The organism is Mycobacterium sp., from assembly GCF_039583785.1.
GTDB lineage: Bacteria > Actinomycetota > Actinomycetes > Mycobacteriales > Mycobacteriaceae > Mycobacterium.
In genome coordinates this window covers 1-20,120 of record NZ_JAVKSG010000064.1, presented here as the reverse complement: position 1 = coordinate 20,120, position 20,120 = coordinate 1, and the positions used below count along the sequence as shown (strand labels likewise).

The 20,120-nt window shown below is 66.8% G+C and carries 20 protein-coding genes and 1 tRNA gene; 20 read left to right on the top strand and 1 reads right to left on the bottom strand.

Annotation, left to right across the window (positions count from 1 at the left end; all coding sequences use genetic code 11):
- The first annotated feature begins 155 nt into the window (after window positions 1-155).
- The 11 genes from ABDV69_RS16645 (at window position 156) to xerD (ending at window position 11,528) form a co-directional block, all read left to right on the top strand.
- Window positions 156-932, top strand: coding sequence for a tetratricopeptide repeat protein (locus ABDV69_RS16645; RefSeq protein WP_343576348.1), 777 nt, complete (start codon window positions 156-158; stop codon window positions 930-932).
- 1 nt (window position 933) lies between these two features.
- Complete coding sequence (locus ABDV69_RS16640; RefSeq protein ID WP_343576347.1) at window positions 934-1,923, top strand: HAD-IIA family hydrolase; 990 nt, start codon at window positions 934-936, stop codon at window positions 1,921-1,923.
- Between the two features lie 74 nt (window positions 1,924-1,997).
- Entirely contained in the window at window positions 1,998-2,174 is a 177-nt protein-coding gene (locus ABDV69_RS16635) for a hypothetical protein (RefSeq protein ID WP_343576354.1), read from the top strand.
- Window positions 2,175-2,181: 7 nt separating this feature from the next.
- Window positions 2,182-2,991, top strand: a complete 810-nt coding sequence (locus ABDV69_RS16630; RefSeq protein WP_343576345.1) for a TlyA family RNA methyltransferase — start codon at window positions 2,182-2,184, stop codon at window positions 2,989-2,991.
- A complete protein-coding gene (locus ABDV69_RS16625; RefSeq protein WP_343576343.1) occupies window positions 2,988-3,911 on the top strand; it encodes an NAD kinase in 924 nt (307 codons plus the stop codon). The genes ABDV69_RS16630 and ABDV69_RS16625 overlap by 4 nt, the downstream gene beginning before the upstream one ends.
- Window positions 3,912-3,914: 3 nt before the next feature.
- Complete coding sequence (gene recN / locus ABDV69_RS16620; RefSeq protein WP_343576341.1) at window positions 3,915-5,687, top strand: DNA repair protein RecN; 1,773 nt, start codon at window positions 3,915-3,917, stop codon at window positions 5,685-5,687.
- Between the two features lie 106 nt (window positions 5,688-5,793).
- Complete coding sequence (gene steA / locus ABDV69_RS16615; protein WP_343576339.1) at window positions 5,794-6,987, top strand: putative cytokinetic ring protein SteA; 1,194 nt, start codon at window positions 5,794-5,796, stop codon at window positions 6,985-6,987.
- Between the two features lie 12 nt (window positions 6,988-6,999).
- On the top strand, window positions 7,000-7,941 hold the full coding sequence (locus ABDV69_RS16610; RefSeq protein ID WP_343576337.1) for a copper transporter: 942 nt from the start codon (window positions 7,000-7,002) through the stop codon (window positions 7,939-7,941).
- A gap of 212 nt (window positions 7,942-8,153) precedes the next feature.
- Window positions 8,154-9,911, top strand: a complete 1,758-nt coding sequence (locus ABDV69_RS16605) for a CTP synthase (RefSeq protein ID WP_343576335.1) — start codon at window positions 8,154-8,156, stop codon at window positions 9,909-9,911.
- The gene (locus ABDV69_RS16600; RefSeq protein ID WP_343576334.1) at window positions 9,904-10,530 is read left to right on the top strand and encodes an NUDIX hydrolase; all 627 of its coding nucleotides are present in this window, start codon (window positions 9,904-9,906) and stop codon (window positions 10,528-10,530) included. The genes ABDV69_RS16605 and ABDV69_RS16600 overlap by 8 nt, the downstream gene beginning before the upstream one ends.
- 50 nt (window positions 10,531-10,580) lie before the next feature.
- On the top strand, window positions 10,581-11,528 hold the full coding sequence (gene xerD / locus ABDV69_RS16595; protein WP_343576352.1) for a site-specific tyrosine recombinase XerD: 948 nt from the start codon (window positions 10,581-10,583) through the stop codon (window positions 11,526-11,528).
- On the opposite strand, the gene ABDV69_RS16590 is transcribed toward xerD, so the two are convergent.
- Window positions 11,525-12,280 carry an O-methyltransferase gene (locus tag ABDV69_RS16590; RefSeq protein ID WP_343576332.1) on the bottom strand — a complete coding sequence of 252 codons (756 nt, stop codon included), beginning with the start codon at window positions 12,278-12,280 and terminating at the stop codon, window positions 11,525-11,527. The genes xerD and ABDV69_RS16590 overlap by 4 nt on opposite strands.
- 149 nt (window positions 12,281-12,429) lie before the next feature.
- On the opposite strand from ABDV69_RS16590, the gene ABDV69_RS16585 reads away from it, so the two are divergent.
- The 9 genes from ABDV69_RS16585 to ABDV69_RS16545 all read left to right on the top strand — a co-directional run bounded on the left by ABDV69_RS16585 (window position 12,430) and on the right by ABDV69_RS16545 (window position 19,999).
- Entirely contained in the window at window positions 12,430-13,293 is an 864-nt protein-coding gene (locus tag ABDV69_RS16585) for a ParA family protein (RefSeq protein WP_343576329.1), read from the top strand.
- Window positions 13,290-14,099 (top strand): segregation/condensation protein A, encoded by an 810-nt coding sequence (locus tag ABDV69_RS16580; RefSeq protein ID WP_343576327.1) that lies wholly within the window; start codon window positions 13,290-13,292, stop codon window positions 14,097-14,099. The genes ABDV69_RS16585 and ABDV69_RS16580 overlap by 4 nt, the downstream gene beginning before the upstream one ends.
- 32 nt (window positions 14,100-14,131) lie before the next feature.
- Window positions 14,132-14,836, top strand: coding sequence for an SMC-Scp complex subunit ScpB (gene scpB / locus ABDV69_RS16575; RefSeq protein WP_343576349.1), 705 nt, complete (start codon window positions 14,132-14,134; stop codon window positions 14,834-14,836).
- Window positions 14,833-15,588 (top strand): pseudouridine synthase, encoded by a 756-nt coding sequence (locus ABDV69_RS16570; protein ID WP_343576324.1) that lies wholly within the window; start codon window positions 14,833-14,835, stop codon window positions 15,586-15,588. The genes scpB and ABDV69_RS16570 overlap by 4 nt, the downstream gene beginning before the upstream one ends.
- On the top strand, window positions 15,585-16,265 hold the full coding sequence (gene cmk, locus ABDV69_RS16565) for a (d)CMP kinase (RefSeq protein WP_343576322.1): 681 nt from the start codon (window positions 15,585-15,587) through the stop codon (window positions 16,263-16,265). Before ABDV69_RS16570 ends, cmk begins: the two co-directional genes overlap by 4 nt.
- A gap of 52 nt (window positions 16,266-16,317) precedes the next feature.
- The gene (gene der, locus ABDV69_RS16560) at window positions 16,318-17,721 is read left to right on the top strand and encodes a ribosome biogenesis GTPase Der (RefSeq protein WP_343576320.1); all 1,404 of its coding nucleotides are present in this window, start codon (window positions 16,318-16,320) and stop codon (window positions 17,719-17,721) included.
- Between the two features lie 43 nt (window positions 17,722-17,764).
- Window positions 17,765-18,547 (top strand): sulfite exporter TauE/SafE family protein, encoded by a 783-nt coding sequence (locus ABDV69_RS16555; RefSeq protein ID WP_343576318.1) that lies wholly within the window; start codon window positions 17,765-17,767, stop codon window positions 18,545-18,547.
- A 257-nt stretch (window positions 18,548-18,804) separates the two neighbouring features.
- The gene (locus ABDV69_RS16550) at window positions 18,805-19,824 is read left to right on the top strand and encodes an NADP-dependent oxidoreductase (RefSeq protein WP_343576316.1); all 1,020 of its coding nucleotides are present in this window, start codon (window positions 18,805-18,807) and stop codon (window positions 19,822-19,824) included.
- Window positions 19,825-19,925: 101 nt separating this feature from the next.
- Window positions 19,926-19,999: transfer RNA gene (locus tag ABDV69_RS16545), tRNA-Pro, on the top strand.
- Window positions 20,000-20,120 lie beyond the last annotated feature (121 nt).

Genomic DNA, 20,120 nt, shown 5'->3' with positions numbered 1-20,120 from the left:
CGGGCATTTATCCAACCAGGCACCTAACCCGACCAAGCCGAAAACCCCATGCCGCCCTCGCGCGCACCGACCGGCGCGAGGGCGGCGGAGACGGTTACGCCCAGCCCGTATCCTTTTGTCGGGAAGTGTTGACGCAATTCGAGATGAAGGTATGAGTGGGCGACGACAGATACGGCGATCGGAACCGGCGACCGACGCGACCCCAAGCTCCCTCTTCCGGCCTTGGCCGAGACCGTAAAGCGCCACCCCGGAATCGTTCCGATGACGACCAGAAAGGGCCGCCGATTCCGCGCGAGATCGAGGCCAAGCAGCTCGCCCCCGAAATCCGCCGGGAGCTCAGCACTTTGGACCGCGTCAACGCGGACGCGGTGGCACGCCATCTGGTCGCAGCGGGGGAGTTGCTCGACGAAGACCCCGAAGCTGCCTTGAGCCACGCCCGGGCCGCCCGGGCACGCTCCGGGCGGATCGCCGCAGTCCGAGAAGCCGTCGGAATCGCGGCCTACCAATGCGGTGACTGGGCTCAAGCCATCGCCGAACTGCGCGCGGCACGCCGGATGGGCAGCAAGTCACCGCTGCTGCCGTTGATCGCCGACTGCGAACGTGGTCTCGGCCGCCCGGAACGGGCGCTCGAACTGGCCCGTGGCGACGAGGCGGCCAAACTCACCGGCGATGAAGCCGACGAGATGCGCATTGTCGTCGCCGGCGCCCGCGCCGACCTCGGTCAACTCGAGCAAGCCCTGACCGTGCTGTCCACTCCGCAACTGGATCCGACCCGCATCGGCGCGATCCCGGCCCGGCTGTTCTACTCCTACGCCGAGACCTTGCTGGCGCTCGATCGACGCGGCGAGGCGTTGCAATGGTTCCTGCACGCCGCCGAAGCCGACGTCGAGGGGGCCACCGACGCCGAGGACCGAGTGAGCGAGCTTGGCTGACGTGGGAACTCTTGCGCAGCAACATGATTGCCTTCTTATCGACCTCGACGGAACTGTCTTCCGCGGCTGCGAGCTGACCGAGGGGGCCGCCGAGGCGCTGGAAAAGGTACCGGGCCGAACGCTATTCGTCACCAACAACGCCTCACGCAGCGCCGGCGAAGTCGCCGCGCACCTGCAAGACCTCGGTCTGCCCGCCGCCGCCGACGACGTCGTCACCAGCGCGCAAAGCGCGGCGCACATGTTGGCCGAGAAATTGGCGCCGCAGTCGCGGGTGCTCGTCGTCGGCACTGAGTCATTGGCGGCCGAGATCACCGCGGTCGGCCTCGAGCCGGTACGCCGCTACGGCGACAAACCCGATGCTGTTGTCCAGGGTCATTCGCCCGACACCGGATGGCCGAACTTGGCTGAAGCGGCGCTGGCCATTCGGGCCGGCGCGGTGTGGGTCGCCGCCAACGTCGACGCCACCCTGCCGACCGAGCGCGGCCTGCTGCCCGGCAACGGCTCGATGGTGGCCGCATTGCAAGTAGCGACCGACGCCGAACCTCTGGTCGCCGGCAAGCCCGCGGCAACACTGATGCTGGATGCGTTGGCCCGCGGCGACTTTCAGACACCGCTGGTCGTCGGCGATCGGCTCAACACCGACATCGCCGGCGCCAACGCCGCCGAGCTACCGAGCCTGATGGTGCTCACCGGAGTCAACAGCGCGCGTGACGCGGTCTACGCCGTGCCCGACCAACGCGCGACCTTCATCGGTCACGACCTGCGGTCGCTGCACCAGCACGCGGACGAGCTGACGGTGGGCCCGCAACCGGCCTGGCACATCGACATCCGGGACCACGCGATCACGGTCAGCACCGCCGGCCGCGACGAGGGTGACGGGCTCTCGATCGTCCGCGCCGTCGCGCACGCCGTCTGGTCGACACCGGCCACCACCGTCACGGCGGGCGACGACACCGCATACGCTGCCCTACACCGGTGGTCGTTGGCGTAAATCCCGTACCGTAGAACAGCCGTGAGTACCGCTGGCGATGATGCGGAACGAAAGCGATGAGGAGGAGCGGCGCCATCACTACCGAACCCGATGAGATTCGCGCACGGATCGACGCCCTTCTCGCCGAGCTCCCCGATCCGTCGAACACCGACAACATGCCCGCCGAAGCCGACCTCGAAGAACTCGCGCGCCGGCTCTCGCAGGCACACGACATGCTGGTCCAGGCGCTGGAGTCGGCGGAGAAGGCCTGAGGCGGCCGTGCCGCGGCGTACCCGCGTTGATGCCGAGCTGGTCCGTCGTGGGCTGGCCCGATCGCGTCAGCAGGCCGCGGAGTTGATCGGCGCCGGCAAGGTCAGCATCGACGGCATGCCGGCGGTCAAGCCGGGCACCGCCGTCGCCGCCACAGCTTCGCTGAAAGTCATCGGCGACGCCGAACGAGGCTGGGTGTCGCGCGGTGCGCACAAGCTCATCGGTGCGCTGGATGCCTTTGGAATCGATGTCAACGGTCGCCGCTGCCTGGACGCCGGGGCGTCGACCGGTGGCTTCACCGAGGTCCTGCTGGACCGCGGCGCGCGCGAAGTGGTCGCGGTCGATGTCGGCTACGGCCAGCTGGCCTGGTCGCTGCGATCCGACGACCGGGTGGTCGTCATCGAGCGGACCAATGTCCGAGAACTCACGCCCGACGCGATCGACGGCAAGGTCGAGACCATCGTGGCCGACCTGTCGTTCATCTCGCTGGCCACCGTGTTGCCCGCGCTGGCTGACTGCGCCTCAACCGACGCGGATATCGTTCCCATGGTGAAGCCGCAGTTCGAAGTGGGCAAAGGGCAAGTGGGAGCCGGTGGGGTGGTGCACAGTCCCGAGCTGCGGGCGAGCGCCGTCCTCAACGTCGCCGGCCGCGCCGAGCGGTTGGGATGGCACGCCGTCGGCGTCACCCCCAGCCCGCTGCCGGGCCCGTCGGGCAACGTTGAATACTTCCTGTGGTTACGCGCCGAAACCGAGCGGGGTTTGTCTGCTGATGAGCTGGAAAGTGCGGTCCGCGGGGCGGTTGAGGCTGGTCCGCAGTGACGACTGAGCGCACCGTTCTGCTGGTGGTTCATACCGGACGCGAAGAAGCGACCGAAACCGCCCGCCGGATCGAAAAAGTGTTGAGCGACAACAACATTGGACTTGCGATCTTGTCCGCCGAAGCTGTCGACCGCGGACCGGTGCCGCTGGGGCCGGACGATTCTCGCGCCTTGGGTGTCGATATCGAGCTCGTCGACGCCGACCCCGACGCCGCCGACGGCTGCGAATTGGTCATCGGAATGGGCGGTGACGGCACGTTTCTGCGGGCCGCCGAGCTCGCCCGCAACGCCAACGTGCCGGTGCTGGGCATCAACCTGGGCCGGATCGGCTTCCTTGCCGAAGCCGAGACCGAGGCCATCGACAGCGTCCTGCAGCATGTGGTCGCGCGCAGCTACCGCCTCGAAGAGCGCCTGACGCTGGACATCACGGTGCGGGTCAAGGGTGAGGTCATCTCGCGCGGCTGGGCACTCAATGAGGCAAGCCTGGAAAAGGGCCCGCGGCTCGGCGTGCTCGGCGTCGTCCTCGAAGTCGACGGCCGGCCGGTGTCGACGTTCGGGTGCGACGGTGTGCTGGTGTCGACACCGACGGGATCCACGGCCTACGCGTTCTCCGCGGGCGGACCCATCCTGTGGCCCGACCTGGAAGCCCTGCTGGTCGTGCCCAACAACGCGCACGCACTGTTCGCGCGGCCGATGGTCACCAGCCCGGATGCGCGCATCGCCATCGAGATCGAGGCCGACGGACACGACGCCCTGGTGTTCTGCGACGGTCGGCGCGAGATGCTGGTGCCCGCCGGCGCGCGGCTGGAGGTGCAGCGCTGCGACGCATCGGTGAAATGGGCCCGGCTGGACAGTGCTCCGTTCACCGACCGTCTGGTGCGCAAGTTCCGGCTGCCGGTCACCGGCTGGCGCGGACGGTAGCTCGTGCTTTCCGAGATTCGGATCGAGTCGCTGGGCGCTATCAGCGTTGCGACGGCCGAATTCGACCGCGGTCTCACGGTTTTGACCGGTGAGACCGGCACCGGCAAGACGATGGTGGTGACTGGTCTGCATCTGCTCGGCGGGGCCCGCGCCGACGCGAACCGGGTGCGCTCCGGGGCTGAGCGCGCCGTCGTCGAAGGACGGTTCAGCACCGCGGATCTCGACGAGAAGGCGGTGACGCAGCTCGACGAGATGCTGGATGGCTCCGGGGCCGAACGCGACGAGGATGGCAGCATCATCGCGCTGCGATCGGTCAGCCGCGACGGACCGTCGCGGGCCTACCTCGGTGGGCGCAGCGTGCCGGCGAAGTCGCTGAGCGAATTCACCGCCGAACTGCTGACCCTGCACGGCCAGAACGATCAGCTGCGGCTGATGCGGCCCGACGAGCAGCGCGGAGCCCTCGACCGCTTTGCCGGCGTCGACGCCAAGTTGGAGAACTACCGCAAGCTGCGCGACGCCTGGCAGGCAGCCCGCCGGGATTTCGTCGACCGGAGCAATCGGGCGCGCGAACTGGCCCAGGAGGCCGATCGGCTGAAGTTCGCGCTCAACGAGATCGACGCCGTCGATCCGGTGCCCGGTGAGGACGACACTCTGGTCGGCGACATCCGTCGGCTCTCGGAGTTGGACGCGCTGCGCGCGGCGGCTTCCGGCGCGCGTGTCGCACTGGCCGGCCCAACCGATGACGCGACCGCCGACCCGGCTGCTCAGTCAGCATCTGCAGCCGACTGTCTGGGGCGTGCCAAGACGGCGTTGGAGTCGACCGATGACACGACGCTGCGAGCATTGGCGGTCCAACTCGACGAGGCGCTCACGGTGGTCGGTGATGCTTCGCGCGAGCTCGGCGGGTATCTGGGCGAATTGCCCTCGGACGCCAGCACGCTGGACGCCAAGCTTGCCCGGCAGGGGGAGCTGCGCACCCTCACCCGTAAGTACGCCGCCGACATCGACGGGGTGCTGCAGTGGGCCCGCGAAGCGCGCGACCGGCTGGCCCAGCTCGACGTCTCGGAGGAGGCGTTGGCCGGACTGCAGCGCCGGGTCGGCGAATTGGCGATCGAATTATCAAGTGCCGCAGCGCAACTCAGTAAAGCGCGAAGTCAGGCCGCCAAGCGGCTGGCCAAGGAAGTCACCGGTGAGCTGTCGGGTCTGGCGATGGCCGACGCCGAATTCACCATCACGGTGTCGAGCATGCCGGCCACGGCCGACGATCCCGCGGCGCTGACGCTAGCCTGCGGCACGCGGGCACATGCCGGTGGCGATGGTGTCGACCTGGTCGAGTTCGGCTTCGCCGCCCACCGCGGGATGGCGGTGCTGCCGCTGGCGAAAAGCGCCTCGGGCGGCGAGTTGTCCCGGGTGATGCTGGCCCTGGAGGTTGTGCTGGCGGCATCGACGACCGGCACCACCATGGTGTTCGACGAGGTGGACGCCGGCGTCGGTGGACGCGCGGCCGTGCAGATCGGTCGGCGCCTGGCGCGGTTGGCCCGCAACCGACAGGTCATCGTCGTGACCCACCTGCCGCAGGTCGCGGCCTACGCCGATATCCACCTGATGGTGGACACCAACGGCAAAAACGGCGCCAGCGGAGTGCGTCGACTCGACGGCGACGACCGGGTCGGCGAGCTCGCCAGAATGCTGGCCGGACTGGGTGATTCGGACACCGCGCGCGCCCACGCCCGCGAACTGATCGCGGCGGCGGACTGTGACCGGATTGCGACCTGAACCGGGCCATTCGGCCTGTGACGGATGTGACAAGATATAACTTCTGAGGCACTTGTTACGGCGCGCCTCCCCGCGCACTTTGGGGTTCCCCGACAGAATCGGCTCCATGAGCGTGACCACCACCTTGTCCTCACTGCTGTCCCGCAACACCTCGCGGCCGGGCGTTGTCGGCACCGCTCGGGTCGACCGCGACATCGACCGGCTGCTACGCCGGGTGTGCCCCGGCGACATCGTGGTTCTCGACGTGCTGGACCTGGACCGCATCACCGCCGATGCGCTCGTCGACGCCGAGATCGCCGCCGTGGTCAACGCCTCCCCATCGGTGTCGGGCCGCTACCCCAACCTCGGGCCCGAGGTGCTGCTGGCCAACGGCGTCACGCTCATCGACGAGACCGGCACCGACGTCTTCAAGAAGGTCAAGGACGGCTCGAAGGTCCGCCTCTACGACGGCGGCGTGTACGCCGGGGACCGTCGACTGATCAAGGGCACTGAGCGCACCGACGAAGAGATCGCCAGCCTGATGCAGGAAGCCAAGAGCGGATTGGTTTCGCATCTGGAAGCGTTCGCCGGCAACACCATTGAGTTCATCCGCAGCGAGAGCCCGCTGCTTATCGACGGCATCGGGATTCCCGATGTCGACATCGAATTACGCCGCCGTCACGTGGTGATCGTCGCTGACGAGGAAGACGCCGCCGTTGACCTGAAGCGACTCAAGCCCTTCATCAAGGAGTACCAGCCGGTCCTGATCGGAGTCGATGCCGGCGCAGATGTGTTGCGCAAGGCCGGATATCGCCCGCAGTTGATCGTCGGCGACCCCAGCAACCTGAGCGCCGAAGTCCTCAAGAGCGGCGCACAGGTCATCCTGCCGGCCGACGCCGACGGCCATGCACCGGGCTTGGAGCGCATTCAAGATCTCGGTGTCGGCGCAATGACGTTCCCCGCCGCCGGTTCCCCGGCGGATTTAGCGCTGCTGTTGGCGGACCACCACGGCGCAGCGCTGCTGGTGACCGTGGGCCAACGCGCCAACATCGAGACGTTCTTCGACCGGACCCGTCAACACAGCAACCCCTCGACCTTCCTCACCCGGTTGCGGGTGGGCGAGAAGGTGGTGGACGCCAAAGCCGTTGCCACGCTGTACCATAGCCGTATCTCGGGTGGTGCGATCGCGTTGCTGATCCTGACGATGCTGCTGTCGATCATCGCCGCGCTGTGGGTGTCTCGCACCGATACGGTGGTGCTGCACTGGCTCACCGTGTACTGGAATCACTTCCTGCTCTGGTTGCAGCACTGGATCCACTAGGACGGTAGCAACGTGATATCTCCTCGTCAGCATGCGATTTCGTTGGCCGCGGTATTCCTGGCCCTGGCGGTGGGAGTGGTACTCGGCTCGGGTTTCCTGTCCAACACAATGGTCTCCGGACTGCGTGACGAAACCCGGAATCTGCACAACGAGGTCAACGGGCTCACCGACCAGAAAACTCAATTGAACGCAAAGCTTAGTTCTGCCAACGCTTTCGACGCACAGATGACCGGCCGGATGGTCCACGACGCGCTCAACGACAAATCGCTGGTCATCTTCCGCGCTCCCGACGCCAGGGACGACGACGTCGACGCGGTGGCGAAGATCGTCACGCAGGCCGGGGGAACAGTCACCGGCACGGTGACATTGACCCAGGAATTCGTCGATGCCAACTCGGCGGAAAAGCTGCACTCGGTGGTCAACTCGTCGGTGCTGCCCGCCGGTGCCCAGCTGAGCACCAAACTGGTCGACCAAGGATCACAGGCCGGCGACCTGCTGGGCATCGCTTTGTTGATCAACCGCGATCCCGCCGTACCGGCGGTCGACGACGGGCAACGCGACACCGTGCTGGCCGCGCTTCGCGACACCGGATTTATCGGGTACGGGAACCAGCACATCGGCGGGTCGAATGCGGCGGTGGTCATCACCGGCGGCGCACTGCCCAACGACGCGGGCAACCAGGGTGTCAGCGTGGCCCGTTTCGCCGCGGCGCTGGCACCGCACGGTTCGGGTGTGCTGCTCGCCGGGCGCGACGGCTCCGCGGACCCGCCCGCCGCGGTCGGCGTGGCCCGGGCCGACGCCTCGGTAACCTCGGTGATCAGCACCGTCGACAACCTCGACGCCGAGTCCGGCCGCGTGACAGCGGTCCTAGGCGTGGCCGATCTGATCAACGGCGGCCGCACCGGTCAGTACGGCACCGGCCGCCGCAACACCGGCCTCACCGTCGCCTCCTAACCTCGCCGCGAAACAGACACCAGGGTCGTGGATCTGCGCTTTTGGCAACCGTGATCGCTGTTTGGCGGCAGGAGCAAGGCGCTGCCGGGCGTGTCAGCGACGAGGCGGCGCAGGGTTTGTTAGGGTGATGTTCCGTGGGTCAGCAGGCCCAAAGCTGGAAAACAGCCCTCATCAGAGGCTTGCCCTGCGTCGTCTTCACGGAGGTCGCCACATTGCGAAAGCATCCGCAGACCGCCACCAAGCATCTCTTCGTCAGCGGCGGGGTTGTCTCGTCGCTCGGTAAGGGACTGACCGCGAGCAGCCTCGGGCAGTTGCTGACCGCTCGCGGGCTGCAGGTGACGATGCAGAAGCTGGACCCCTACCTCAACGTCGATCCGGGCACCATGAACCCGTTTCAGCACGGCGAGGTGTTTGTCACCGAGGACGGGGCCGAAACCGATCTCGACGTGGGCCACTACGAACGCTTCCTCGATCGCGATCTGTCCGGTTCGGCGAACGTCACTACCGGACAGGTGTATTCGACCGTCATCGCCAAGGAGCGTCGCGGCGAATACCTCGGTGACACGGTGCAGGTCATCCCGCACATCACCGACGAGATCAAGCGCCGCATCCTGGCGATGTCCGAGCCGGGGCCCGACGGACGCCGGCCCGACGTAGTCATCACCGAGATCGGCGGCACCGTCGGCGATATCGAGTCGCAGCCATTCCTCGAGGCCGCCCGCCAGGTGCGCCACGACATCGGCCGCGAGAACGTCTTCTTCCTGCATGTGTCGCTGATCCCTTACCTGGCGCCGTCCGGAGAACTCAAGACCAAACCCACCCAGCACTCGGTGAACGCGCTGCGCAGCATCGGTATCACCCCTGACGCGCTGATCCTGCGCTGCGACCGCGATGTACCCGAGCCGCTGAAGAACAAGATCGCACTGATGTGTGACGTCGACATCGACGGCATCATCTCCACCCCCGACGCGCCGTCGATCTACGACATCCCGAAAGTTCTGCACCGCGAAGAGCTGGATGCCTACGTCGTGCGACGGCTCAACCTGCCGTTCCGTGACGTCGACTGGACCGAGTGGGACGACCTGCTGCGCCGGGTACATGATCCGCAGGAAACCGTACGAATTGCGTTGGTGGGCAAGTACATCGACCTTTCGGATGCCTACCTGTCGGTCAGCGAGGCGCTGCGGGCGGCCGGATTCAAACACCGGGCCAAGGTCGAGATCCGCTGGGTGGGCTCCGACGACTGCGTGACGGCGAGCGGAGCCGCCGCGGTGCTCGAGGACGTCCATGGGGTGCTGATCCCCGGCGGATTCGGCATCCGCGGCATCGAGGGCAAGATCGGCGCCATCTCGCATGCGCGAGCCCGTGGATTGCCGGTGCTGGGACTGTGCCTGGGTATGCAGTGCATCGTGATCGAAGCCGCGCGTTCGGTCGGCCTGACCGGAGCCAACTCTGCGGAGTTCGATCCGGACACCACCGATCCGGTGATCTCGACGATGACCGACCAGGAAGACATCGTCGCCGGCGAAGCCGACCTCGGCGGCACCATGCGACTGGGTGCCTACCCGGCGGTCCTCGAGCCGGGTTCCATTGTCGCCCAGGCATATCAGTCGACCGAGGTGTCCGAACGACACCGGCATCGCTACGAGGTCAACAATGCTTACCGCGACCGGATCGCCGAGAGCGGCCTGCAGTTCTCCGGGACCTCTCCCGACGGGCACCTGGTCGAGTTCGTCGAATATCCGCCGGACGTGCACGCCTTCGTCGTCGGCACGCAGGCGCATCCCGAGCTCAAGAGCCGGCCGACCCGTCCGCATCCACTGTTCACCGGCTTCATCGGCGCGGCGATCGAATACAAGGCGGGCGAGCGACTGTCGCTGGAGATCCCCGAGCGCCGGGCCAACGGCAGCGAACACCACGACAATGCGGAGTCATCGCTGTCTGAGCCCGAACCGGTTACCCGTGGGTGAGCACGTCTTCGAGACGATCTCGTCCGAAACGCTGCACACCGGAAAGATTTTCGCGTTGCGGGCCGACCGTGTCCGGATGCCCGGCGGCAATGTTGTGACGCGCGAGGTCGTCGAGAATTACGGTGCGGTAGCGATCGTGGCCATGGACGACGACGGCCGAATCCCGATGGTGTACCAGTACCGCCACCCCTTCGGACGGCGGTTGTGGGAATTGCCCGCCGGCCTCCTCGACGTCGACGGCGAGGCGCCGCACCTGACCGCAGCCCGCGAGTTACGCGAGGAGGTCGGCCTGGCGGCCGAGACCTGGCAGGTGTTGGTCGACGTGGATTCCGCACCGGGCTTCAGCGACGAGTCGGTGCGGGTGTTCTTGGCCACCGGCTTGAGTGAGATCGCACGGCCCGAGGCGCATGACGAAGAAGCCGACATGACGATCAAGTGGTATTCCCTCGCCGATTCCGTACGACGGGTGTTCAGCGGTGAGATCGTCAATTCCCTTGCAGTGAGCGGGATTCTAGCGGCCCATACGGTCACCGCGGGAATCGCAGCGCCGCGACCCGTCGATACGCCGTGGACCGACCGGGCGACAGCGTTCCGGGCACGAAAGGCGGCCGCCCGGTGACGATGCGGGCCGGAACGGCCCGAGCAGGACGCAGACAATCGGGCCGCCCGGTGACGACGCTGGCGCCGCCACTGGAGGGCCAACTGCAGGGATATCTCGATCACCTGACGATCGAGCGCGGTGTCGCGGCCAACACGCTGAGTTCCTACCGCCGGGATCTGCGACGGTATTTCGAGCATCTGACCACCCGCGGTGTCGACGACGTGGCAAAAGCCACCGAGGACGATGTCAGCGAATTCCTGATGGCCCTGCGACGTGGCGATCCGGATTCCGGTGTCGTGCCGCTGTCGGCGGTGTCGGCCGCGCGGACGCTGATCGCGGTGCGCGGTTTCCATCGGTTCGCCGCGGCCGAGGGCCTGGCCGAATTCGATGTCGCGCAGGCCGTCAGGCCGCCGACACCGGGTCGGCGGCTGCCCAAGAGCCTCAACCTCGATCAGGTGCTTGCGCTGCTGGCCGGCGCCGGCGGCGACAGCCCGTCCGACGGTCCGCTGACGCTACGGAATCGCGCGCTGCTCGAACTGCTGTACTCCACCGGTGCGCGTATCTCCGAAGCGGTCGGCCTCGATCTCGACGACGTCGACGCCCACACCCGTTCGGTGCTGCTGCACGGCAAGGGTGGAAAGCAGCGACTTGTTCCGATCGGACGGCCCGCGGTGCAGGCGTTGGACGCCTACCTGGTCCGCGGGCGTTCGGAATTGGCGCGCCGCGGCCGCGGCACCCCGGCGATCTTCCTCAACGCCCGCGGCGGCCGACTGTCGCGCCAAAGCGCGTGGCAGGTGCTGCAGGACGCCGCGGAGCGGGCCGGCATCACGTCCGGCGTGTCACCGCACACGCTGCGCCACTCGTTCGCCACCCATCTCCTCGAAGGCGGGGCCGACGTCCGCGTCGTCCAGGAACTGCTCGGACACGCGTCGGTGACCACCACGCAGATCTACACGATGGTCACCGTGCACGCGCTGCGCGAAGTGTGGGCCGAAGCCCACCCGCGGGCGCGTTAGCTGCCCAGATACTCCGACTCGAGCACCAGGTCCGAGACCAGGCTCTGATACTCCAGGTGCGCTTTGTGCTCGACGGTGTTCCACAGCACGCCCTGCTGCCGGCGCATGTAGTCGCGGTACTTGGGCGCGCCCGGTATCCGGACGTTGTCGGCCACCGCGATCGACCCGGTGTGCAGCCACCCTCGGTCGAGGATGCTCTGCAGATCGACCAGGTACGCGTCCTTGTCATGGTCGAGAAAAACGAAATCCAAAGCACCAGAAGCGAATCCGTGCTCACCCGCCAGTGCATCGAGGGTACGGCCACCGTCGCCGATGGTGCCGACCACACAGGTGACCCGGTCGACGACCCCGGCGTGCGCCCAGATCTGGCGGGCGTTGGCCGCGTTGGCTTCGGCGAGTTCGACGGAGTACACCTTGGCGCCCGGCGCCGCACGGGCGATGCGCAGCGCTCCGTAACCGCAGTAGGTGCCCAGCTCGAGGGCCAGCTTCGGGTGGGCCCGCTGAACTGCCGCGTCGAGCAGCGCGCCCTTCTCATCGCCGACGTTGATCAGCATCGACTTCTGGTAGGCGAACCGGTCGATGGTCGCGATGACGTCGTCGATATCACCGGCGCGAGCGTGGGTGAGCACGTACTCGACCGCGGCGGCCTCGCGCCCGTCACCGATCTGGCCGGTCGTGGTGATATTGCGAACGCCGGTCGCCATCCGCCAGAACGACCACCGCAGCAGGGGGATGCGCTGCTTCAGACTCATGATCGCCACCCTAGCCCGCTGCGCGATACGACCGGGGCCGTCGAATTCGCTGGTGACGTTGTTGCGGGTCTCCCGGCGCCGGCGCGTATTACGGTTAGACTTTCGTCCCATGCCCGCCGTTGCCCGATTACCACGTGCGCGGCGGTGCCATGACTGACAGCGCCGACAGCGGCACCGAAATCGGCCTGACCGGGCGTCCGCCGCGGCCGATCCCCGAACCCAAGCCGCGCACCTCGCACGGGCCCGCCAAGGTCGTGGCAATGTGCAACCAGAAAGGCGGCGTGGGCAAGACCACGTCGACGATCAACCTGGGTGCCGCGCTGGCCGAGTACGGCCGGCGGGTGCTGCTGGTCGACCTGGACCCACAGGGCGCGCTGTCCGCCGGCCTCGGTGTGCCGCACTACGAGCTGGAGCACACCATCCACAACCTGCTGGTCGAACCGCGGGTGTCGTTGGACCACGTGCTGATGCACACCCGGGTCAAAAACCTGGATTTGGTGCCGAGCAACATAGATCTGTCCGCCGCGGAGATCCAGTTGGTCAACGAGGTGGGCCGCGAGCAGACGCTGGCGCGCGCGCTGCACCCGGTGCTGGACCGCTACGACTATGTGCTGATCGACTGTCAGCCGTCGCTGGGCTTACTCACCGTCAACGGCCTGGCCTGCTCCGACGGCGTCATCATCCCAACCGAGTGTGAGTTCTTCTCCTTGCGCGGCCTGGCGCTGCTGACCGACACCGTCGTGAAGGTACGCGACCGGCTCAACCCGAAGCTGGACATCAGTGGCATTCTGCTCACTCGCTACGACCCACGGACGGTGAACTCCCGCGAGGTGATGTCCCGCGTGGTGGAGCGCTTCGGCGACCTGGTGTTCGACACCGTCATCACCCGTACTGTCCGTTTCCCGGAGACCAGCGTCGCCGGCGAGCCGATCACCTCGTGGGCACCGAAATCGGGCGGCGCGGCCGCCTACCGCGCGCTGGCCCGCGAGGTGATCGACCGGTTTGGCGCGTGAACGGCGGATCGACCTGCCAGGCACCACCCCAGAACGGCTTCCAGGTCAAGCTGACCAATTTCGAGGGTCCGTTCGACCTATTGCTTCAGCTGATCTTCGCCCACCGCCTCGACGTCACGGAGGTGGCGCTGCATCAGGTCACCGATGACTTCATCGCCTACACCAAAGCCGTCGGCAGCAAGCTGGAGCTCGAGGAGACCACCGCGTTCCTGGTCGTCGCCGCGACGCTGCTAGATCTCAAGGCGGCCCGGTTGCTGCCCTCCGGCCAGGTGACCGACCAGGAAGACCTGGCGCTGCTGGAGGTGCGCGACCTGCTGTTCGCCCGGCTGCTGCAATACCGGGCGTTCAAGCATGTCGCGATGATGTTCGGCGAACTCGAAGCCGCCGCGCTGCGCAGTTACCCGCGCGCGGTGTCGCTGGAGGACACGTTCGCCGACCTGCTGCCCGAGGTGATGCTGGGCGTCGACGCCCAGACCTTCGCGCAGATTGCCGCGACCGCGTTCACGCCGCGACCGGTGCCGACGGTGGGCACCGAGCATCTGCACCCGGTGTACGTGTCCGTCCCGGAGCAAGCCAAGCGGCTGCTGTGGTTCCTGGAGCAGCGCGGGATAGGGCAGTGGGCATCGTTTTCCGAGCTCGTCGCCGCGTGCGAACCGATCGAGATCGTCGGACGCTTCCTGGCTCTGCTCGAGCTGTATCGTTCCCGGGCGGTAGCATTTGACCAGTCAGAACCGCTTGGTGTGCTCCAGGTTTCGTGGACCGGAGAACAACCGACCAGCGCAGAATTGCGGGACGAATACCGATGAGCGAACCGTTCGATGCAGGCGTGGGCATCGACATGCCCGTGTCCGACGTGCCCGTCAACGCATCGGACGGGAATCTGGGCATCGACGTCGCCACCGCCCCCGAACTTGAGGACGGGGAGCTGGGCGCGGTGCTCCAAGCGCTGCTGCTGGTTGTCGACACCCCGGTGACCGTGGAGCAATTAGGTGCGGCCACCGAGCAACCCACCTACCGGATCGCGGCCAAGCTCCGGCTGATGGCCGATGAGCTCACCGAGCAGGACAGCGGCATCGACCTGCGCGAGGCGGGCGGCGGATGGCGGCTCTACACGCGGGCCCGATTCGCGCCCTACGTGGAGCGACTGTTACTGGACGGATCACGCTCGAAGCTGACCCGGGCGGCACTGGAGACGTTGGCCGTGGTGGCCTATCGGCAACCGGTGACGCGCGCGCGGGTGAGCGCGGTGCGCGGGGTCAACGTCGACGCGGTGATGCGCACTCTGCTGGCGCGCGGTCTGATCACCGAGGCGGGTACTGACGCCGACACCGGCGCGGTGACCTTCGCGACCACCGAGCTCTTCCTGGAACGCCTCGGGCTGTCGTCGCTGACGGATCTTCCCGACATCGCACCGCTGCTGCCCAACCTCGACATGATCGACGACCTCAGCGAATCCCTGGACGAGGAGCCACGTTTCGTGAAGCTTGCCGGCGGCACGGTCGCCGGCGATCAGCCGCTGTCCTTCGACGTGGACCACGAATGATGATGACCGCCGGCGAGCCTGATGGGGTTCGTCTCCAAAAAGTGCTGTCGCAGGCCGGAATTGCGTCGCGCCGCGTTGCCGAGCGCATGATCACCGACGGCCGGGTCGAGGTCGACGGCGAGGTGGTGACCGAACTGGGCACCCGGGTCGACCCGGACGTCTCGGAGATCCGCGTCGACGGCGCGCGGGTGATCCTCGACGAGTCGCTGGTCTATCTGGCGCTGAACAAACCTCAGGGTATGCACTCGACGATGTCCGACGACCGTGGTCGCCCGTGCATCGGTGACCTGGTCGAGCACCGGGTCCGGGGTAACAAGAAGCTCTTCCATGTGGGACGGCTCGACGCCGACACCGAGGGCTTGATCCTGTTGACCAACGACGGCGAGCTCGCTCATCGTCTGATGCACCCGTCCTATGAAATACCCAAGACCTACGTCGCCACCGTGAACGGGGCGGTGCCCCGCGGGCTGGGCAAGAAGCTCAGGGCCGGAATCGAATTGGACGACGGGCCGATCGCAGTCGACGATTTCGCGGTGCTGGATGCGGTTCCCGGTAAGACGATGGTCCGAGTCACGCTGCACGAGGGCCGCAAACGCATCGTGCGCCGGATGCTGTCTGCGGCCGGCTTTCCGGTACAGTCCCTGGTCCGTACCGACATCGGGGCGGTGACTCTGGGCGACCAGCGTCCAGGGAGCATTCGGGCGTTGCGCCGCAAGGAGATCGGCGAACTCTACAAAGCGGTAGGGCTGTGAGGGTAGTCGTCGCCGTCGACGGGCCGGCAGGTACCGGAAAGTCTTCGGTGTCAAGGGGATTGGCTCGCGCGCTGCACGCCCGCTACCTCGACACCGGCGCCATGTACCGAATCGCCACATTGGCGGTGCTGCGCGCCGGAATCGATCCGGCAGACCAGGACGCCGTGCAGTCCGTCGCGGCCGGCACGAATATGTCGGTCGGCCACCACCCCGACGAAGACCGCAGTTACCTTGACGGCGAGGATGTTTCGTCGGTGATCCGGGGTGACGAAGTCACCAGGGCGGTGTCCGCGGTGTCCGCTGTGCCCGCACTGCGCAGCCGGCTGGTCCAGTTGCAACGCAGCCTGGCCGACGGACCGGACAGCGTCGTGGTCGAAGGACGCGACATCGGCACCGTGGTCCTGCCGGACGCCGACCTCAAAGTCTTCCTGACGGCATCAGCCGAGACGCGGGCACGTCGTCGTAACGAGCAGAACGTCGCTGCCGGCCTGCCCGACGACTATGCCGCGGTGCTCGACGATGTGCGCCGCCGCGACCATCTGGACTCCACGCGCGCGGTGTCGCCGCTGCGGGCCGCCCCGGATGCGGTGGTCGTCGACACCAGCGCGATGACCGAGTCCGAAGTGATCGCTCATGTGTTGGGATTAGTGCGTCTGCGAAGCGAGGCCAACCGGTGACGCCCGTCGCCGACGATGATCCCGGCAAGGCCGGGATTGAGGAGCAGCGCACATGACCGATGACGGCACCTGGGTCGACGAAAGTGACTGGGAATCGACAGAATTCATCGACGACGTTGACGAGTCGGCCAGCGGTCCGCCACCGGTGGTCGCGGTGGTGGGTCGGCCGAACGTCGGAAAGTCGACGCTGGTCAACCGGATCCTGGGCCGGCGAGAAGCGGTCGTCCAGGACATTCCCGGGGTCACCCGCGACCGCGTCTGCTACGACGCGCTGTGGATCGGGCGCCGGTTCGTCGTACAGGACACCGGAGGATGGGAGCCCGACGCCAAAGGTCTGCAGCAACTGGTGGCCGAGCAGGCATCCGTGGCCATGCGTACTGCCGACGCCGTGATCCTGGTGGTGGACGCCGTTGTCGGCGCGACCACGGGTGACGAAGCGGCCGCACGTATCCTGCGCCGCTCCGGCAAGCCGGTGTTCCTGGCCGCCAACAAAGTCGACAGCGACAAGGGCGAAGCCGACGCGGCCGCATTGTGGTCGCTGGGAATCGGTGAGCCGTATGCGATCAGCGCGATGCACGGTCGCGGTATCGGCGATCTGCTCGACGCGGTGGTCGGCGCGCTGCCGGAAGTCGCCGAACTGCCGTCCAGTCAGGGCGGTCCGCGACGGGTCGCGTTGGTCGGCAAGCCCAACGTCGGCAAGAGCTCGCTGCTGAACCGGTTGGCGGGCGATGAGCGTTCGGTGGTGCACGACGTTGCCGGCACCACCGTGGACCCGGTCGACTCGTTGATCGAATTAGACGGCAAGATCTGGCGTTTCGTCGACACGGCCGGCTTGCGCCGCAAGGTCGGGCAGGTCAGCGGCCACGAGTTCTACGCCTCGGTTCGTACCCATGGGGCGATCGACGCCGCCGAAGTGGTGATCGTGCTGATCGACGGATCGGTGCCGCTGACCGAACAGGACCTGCGGGTGCTGTCGATGGTCGTGGAGGCCGGGCGGGCGCTGGTGCTGGCGTTCAACAAGTGGGACCTGGTCGACGAGGACCGGCGCTACCTGCTGGACAACGAGATCGACCGCGAGTTGGTACAGATCCGGTGGGCGCAGCGGGTGAACATCTCCGCGAAGACCGGCCGGGCCGTGCAGAAGCTGGTGCCGGCACTGGAAAGTGCATTGGCGTCGTGGGACGCGCGCATCAGCACCGGCCAATTGAACGCCTGGATCAAGGAAATCGTGGCGGCGACTCCGCCGCCGGTCCGCGGCGGCAAGCAGCCGCGCATCCTGTTTGCCACTCAGGCCGCCTCCCGACCGCCGACCTTCGTGTTGTTCACCAGCGGCTTCTTGGAGGCCGGTTATCGCCGCTTCCTGGAACGGCGCCTGCGCGAGACGTTCGGCTTCGAAGGCAGCCCAATCCGCATCAATGTGCGGATGCGCGAGAAGCGCAAGCCGAAGTCCCGCTGACCGTGATGTCGTGGCCGAAACCGGGCCAGCTACTGTCATTTCGGTGTCCCTGACTCACGCGATCCTGATCGTCGTGGCCGGACTGGTCGCGGGCGCGATCAACGCCGTGGTCGGGTCTGGCACCCTGATCACCTTCCCGACGCTGGTCGCGATGGGCTATCCGCCGGTCACGTCGACGATGTCGAACGCCGTAGGCCTGGTCGCGGGCAGTGCGTCGGGAACGTGGGGCTATCGCCGCGAACTGGGCGGCCAGTGGGATCGGCTGCGCTGGCAGATCCCGGCGTCGGTCCTTGGCGCCGTGGTCGGCGCCTGGTTGCTGCTGCACCTACCGGACACGGTGTTCGCGCAGGTGGTGCCGGTGCTCCTGGTGGCGGCGCTGGTGCTGGTGGTGATCGGACCGCGGATACAGAGGTGGGCCCGGGAGCGGGCCGAGAAAGCCGGCCGCGCCGCCGACGAGGTGTCGCCGCGCAGGATGGCGGCATTGGCGGCAAGCACCTTCGCGATCGGTGTCTACGGTGGCTATTTCACTGCGGCGCAGGGCATTATGCTGGTCGGGGCAATGAGTGCACTGCTGCCCGAATCGGTCCAGCGCACCAACGCCGCGAAGAACCTGCTGGCGTTGCTCGTCAATATCGTTGCGGCGCTGGCCTATACGCTCGTGGCGCCGCACCGGATCAGCTGGCCGGCCGCCGGTCTGATCGCGGCGGGCTCGCTCATCGGCGGCTGGCTGGGTGCACACTACGGCCGTCGGCTGTCGCCGAATGCGCTGCGCGCCACGATCGTCGTCGTCGGTCTGATCGGCCTCTACCGATTGCTGGCGGTGTAGCGGCTCGTTTTGGACGACGTCATCCAAACCCGAGTGGCCAATCTTCGGAGATCCAGCGTGGTAGGTGATGTGGTGACCCGACGGTTTGGCGGGACCCGACGGCGTCGCCCACGTGCCGGGTGCCGGATTCGCGCTCGCTTCGGTCAACGGCTGCTCCAGTTCCCGGATGCGGGCTTCCGGATCATCTTTGGAGTTATCGATGCTCGTCTTCCAGGATCACCCCGACGAGGGCATTCGCATTCGGTAGTTTCTGCATCGTGCCCGACTTAGCCAACCGCCAGATCCTGCTGCGCCGCCGCCCGAGTGGCCTCGTCCAGCCCGAGGACACCGAACTGGTGACCGCCCCGGCGCCCGAGCCTGCCCAGGGCGAGGCGTTGGTCCGTACCACCTACGTGGGACTGGACGCCGCAGTGCGGACCTGGCTCAACGACCAGCAGGGCTACCTGCCGCCGGTGCAGTTGGGCGAGGTGATCCGCGCCGCCGGGATCGGCGAGGTGGTGGCGTCGCGGTGTGACGCCTACCAGGTCGGCGATGTGATCACCACGCTCACCGGCTTCCAGGAATACGTGATCATCCGCGACGACGTGTTCAGCACGCCCATTCCCGGCGAGAGCGATCAACTCGCGATCATGTCGGTGTACGGGCCGACCGGCGCGACCGCGTACATCGGGATGACTGACGTCGGCAAGCCGCAGGCCGGCGACACCGTGGTTGTTTCGGCGGCAGCAGGCGCCACCGGCTCGATCGCCGGGCAGATCGCCAAGATCGCCGGTGCCCGAGTGGTGGGTATCGCCGGCGGACCGGAGAAATGCCGGGCGGTGGTCGAGGACTTCGGTTTCGACGCATGCATCGACTACAAGAATGACGACCTCGATGCGGCGCTGAAAGCGCATTGCCCTAGCCGCGTCAACGTGTACTTCGACAATGTCGGTGGACCGATCCTCGACGCGGTGCTGGGTAGGCTGGCGATGAACGCACGAGTTGTGTTGTGCGGCATCATTTCCAGCTACCTCACCGGCGACCACCCCGGCCCGACCAACTACGTCAACCTGCTGTCCAAGACCGCGAGCATGCAGGGGTTCAATGCGCTCGATCAGTGGGACCGCTTCGACGAGGCCTCGACAGCACTGCGCAAGTGGAGTCACGAGGGCCGAATCAACGCCCGTCAGACCGTCTTTGAGGGCATTGGGTCGTGCGTCGACGCGCTCAACGGGCTGTTCACCGGGGCCAACATCGGCAAGATGATGGTCAAATTGAGCGAGCCGACGACGACGTAGCTCAGCTCCTGGATGAGAATCATCGTGCCGTGTCATGTTCGGGTTGGGGCCGCATTCGCGGCCTGTTGTAGGCTTGCCACCTGCTGCCGGTTCGGCGGCAACGGGCTGTGGCGCAGTTTGGTAGCGCACTTGACTGGGGGTCAAGTGGTCGCAGGTTCAAATCCTGTCAGCCCGACGCACGAAAAGGTGATTTTACCTTCTAGAATTCCGCTTATTAGGTGATTTGACCCAAACTTTTGACCCAAACCAGCTTTTTATGTCCTGCAAATCTCATTTGCTGTCGGCGTCGCCCTGAG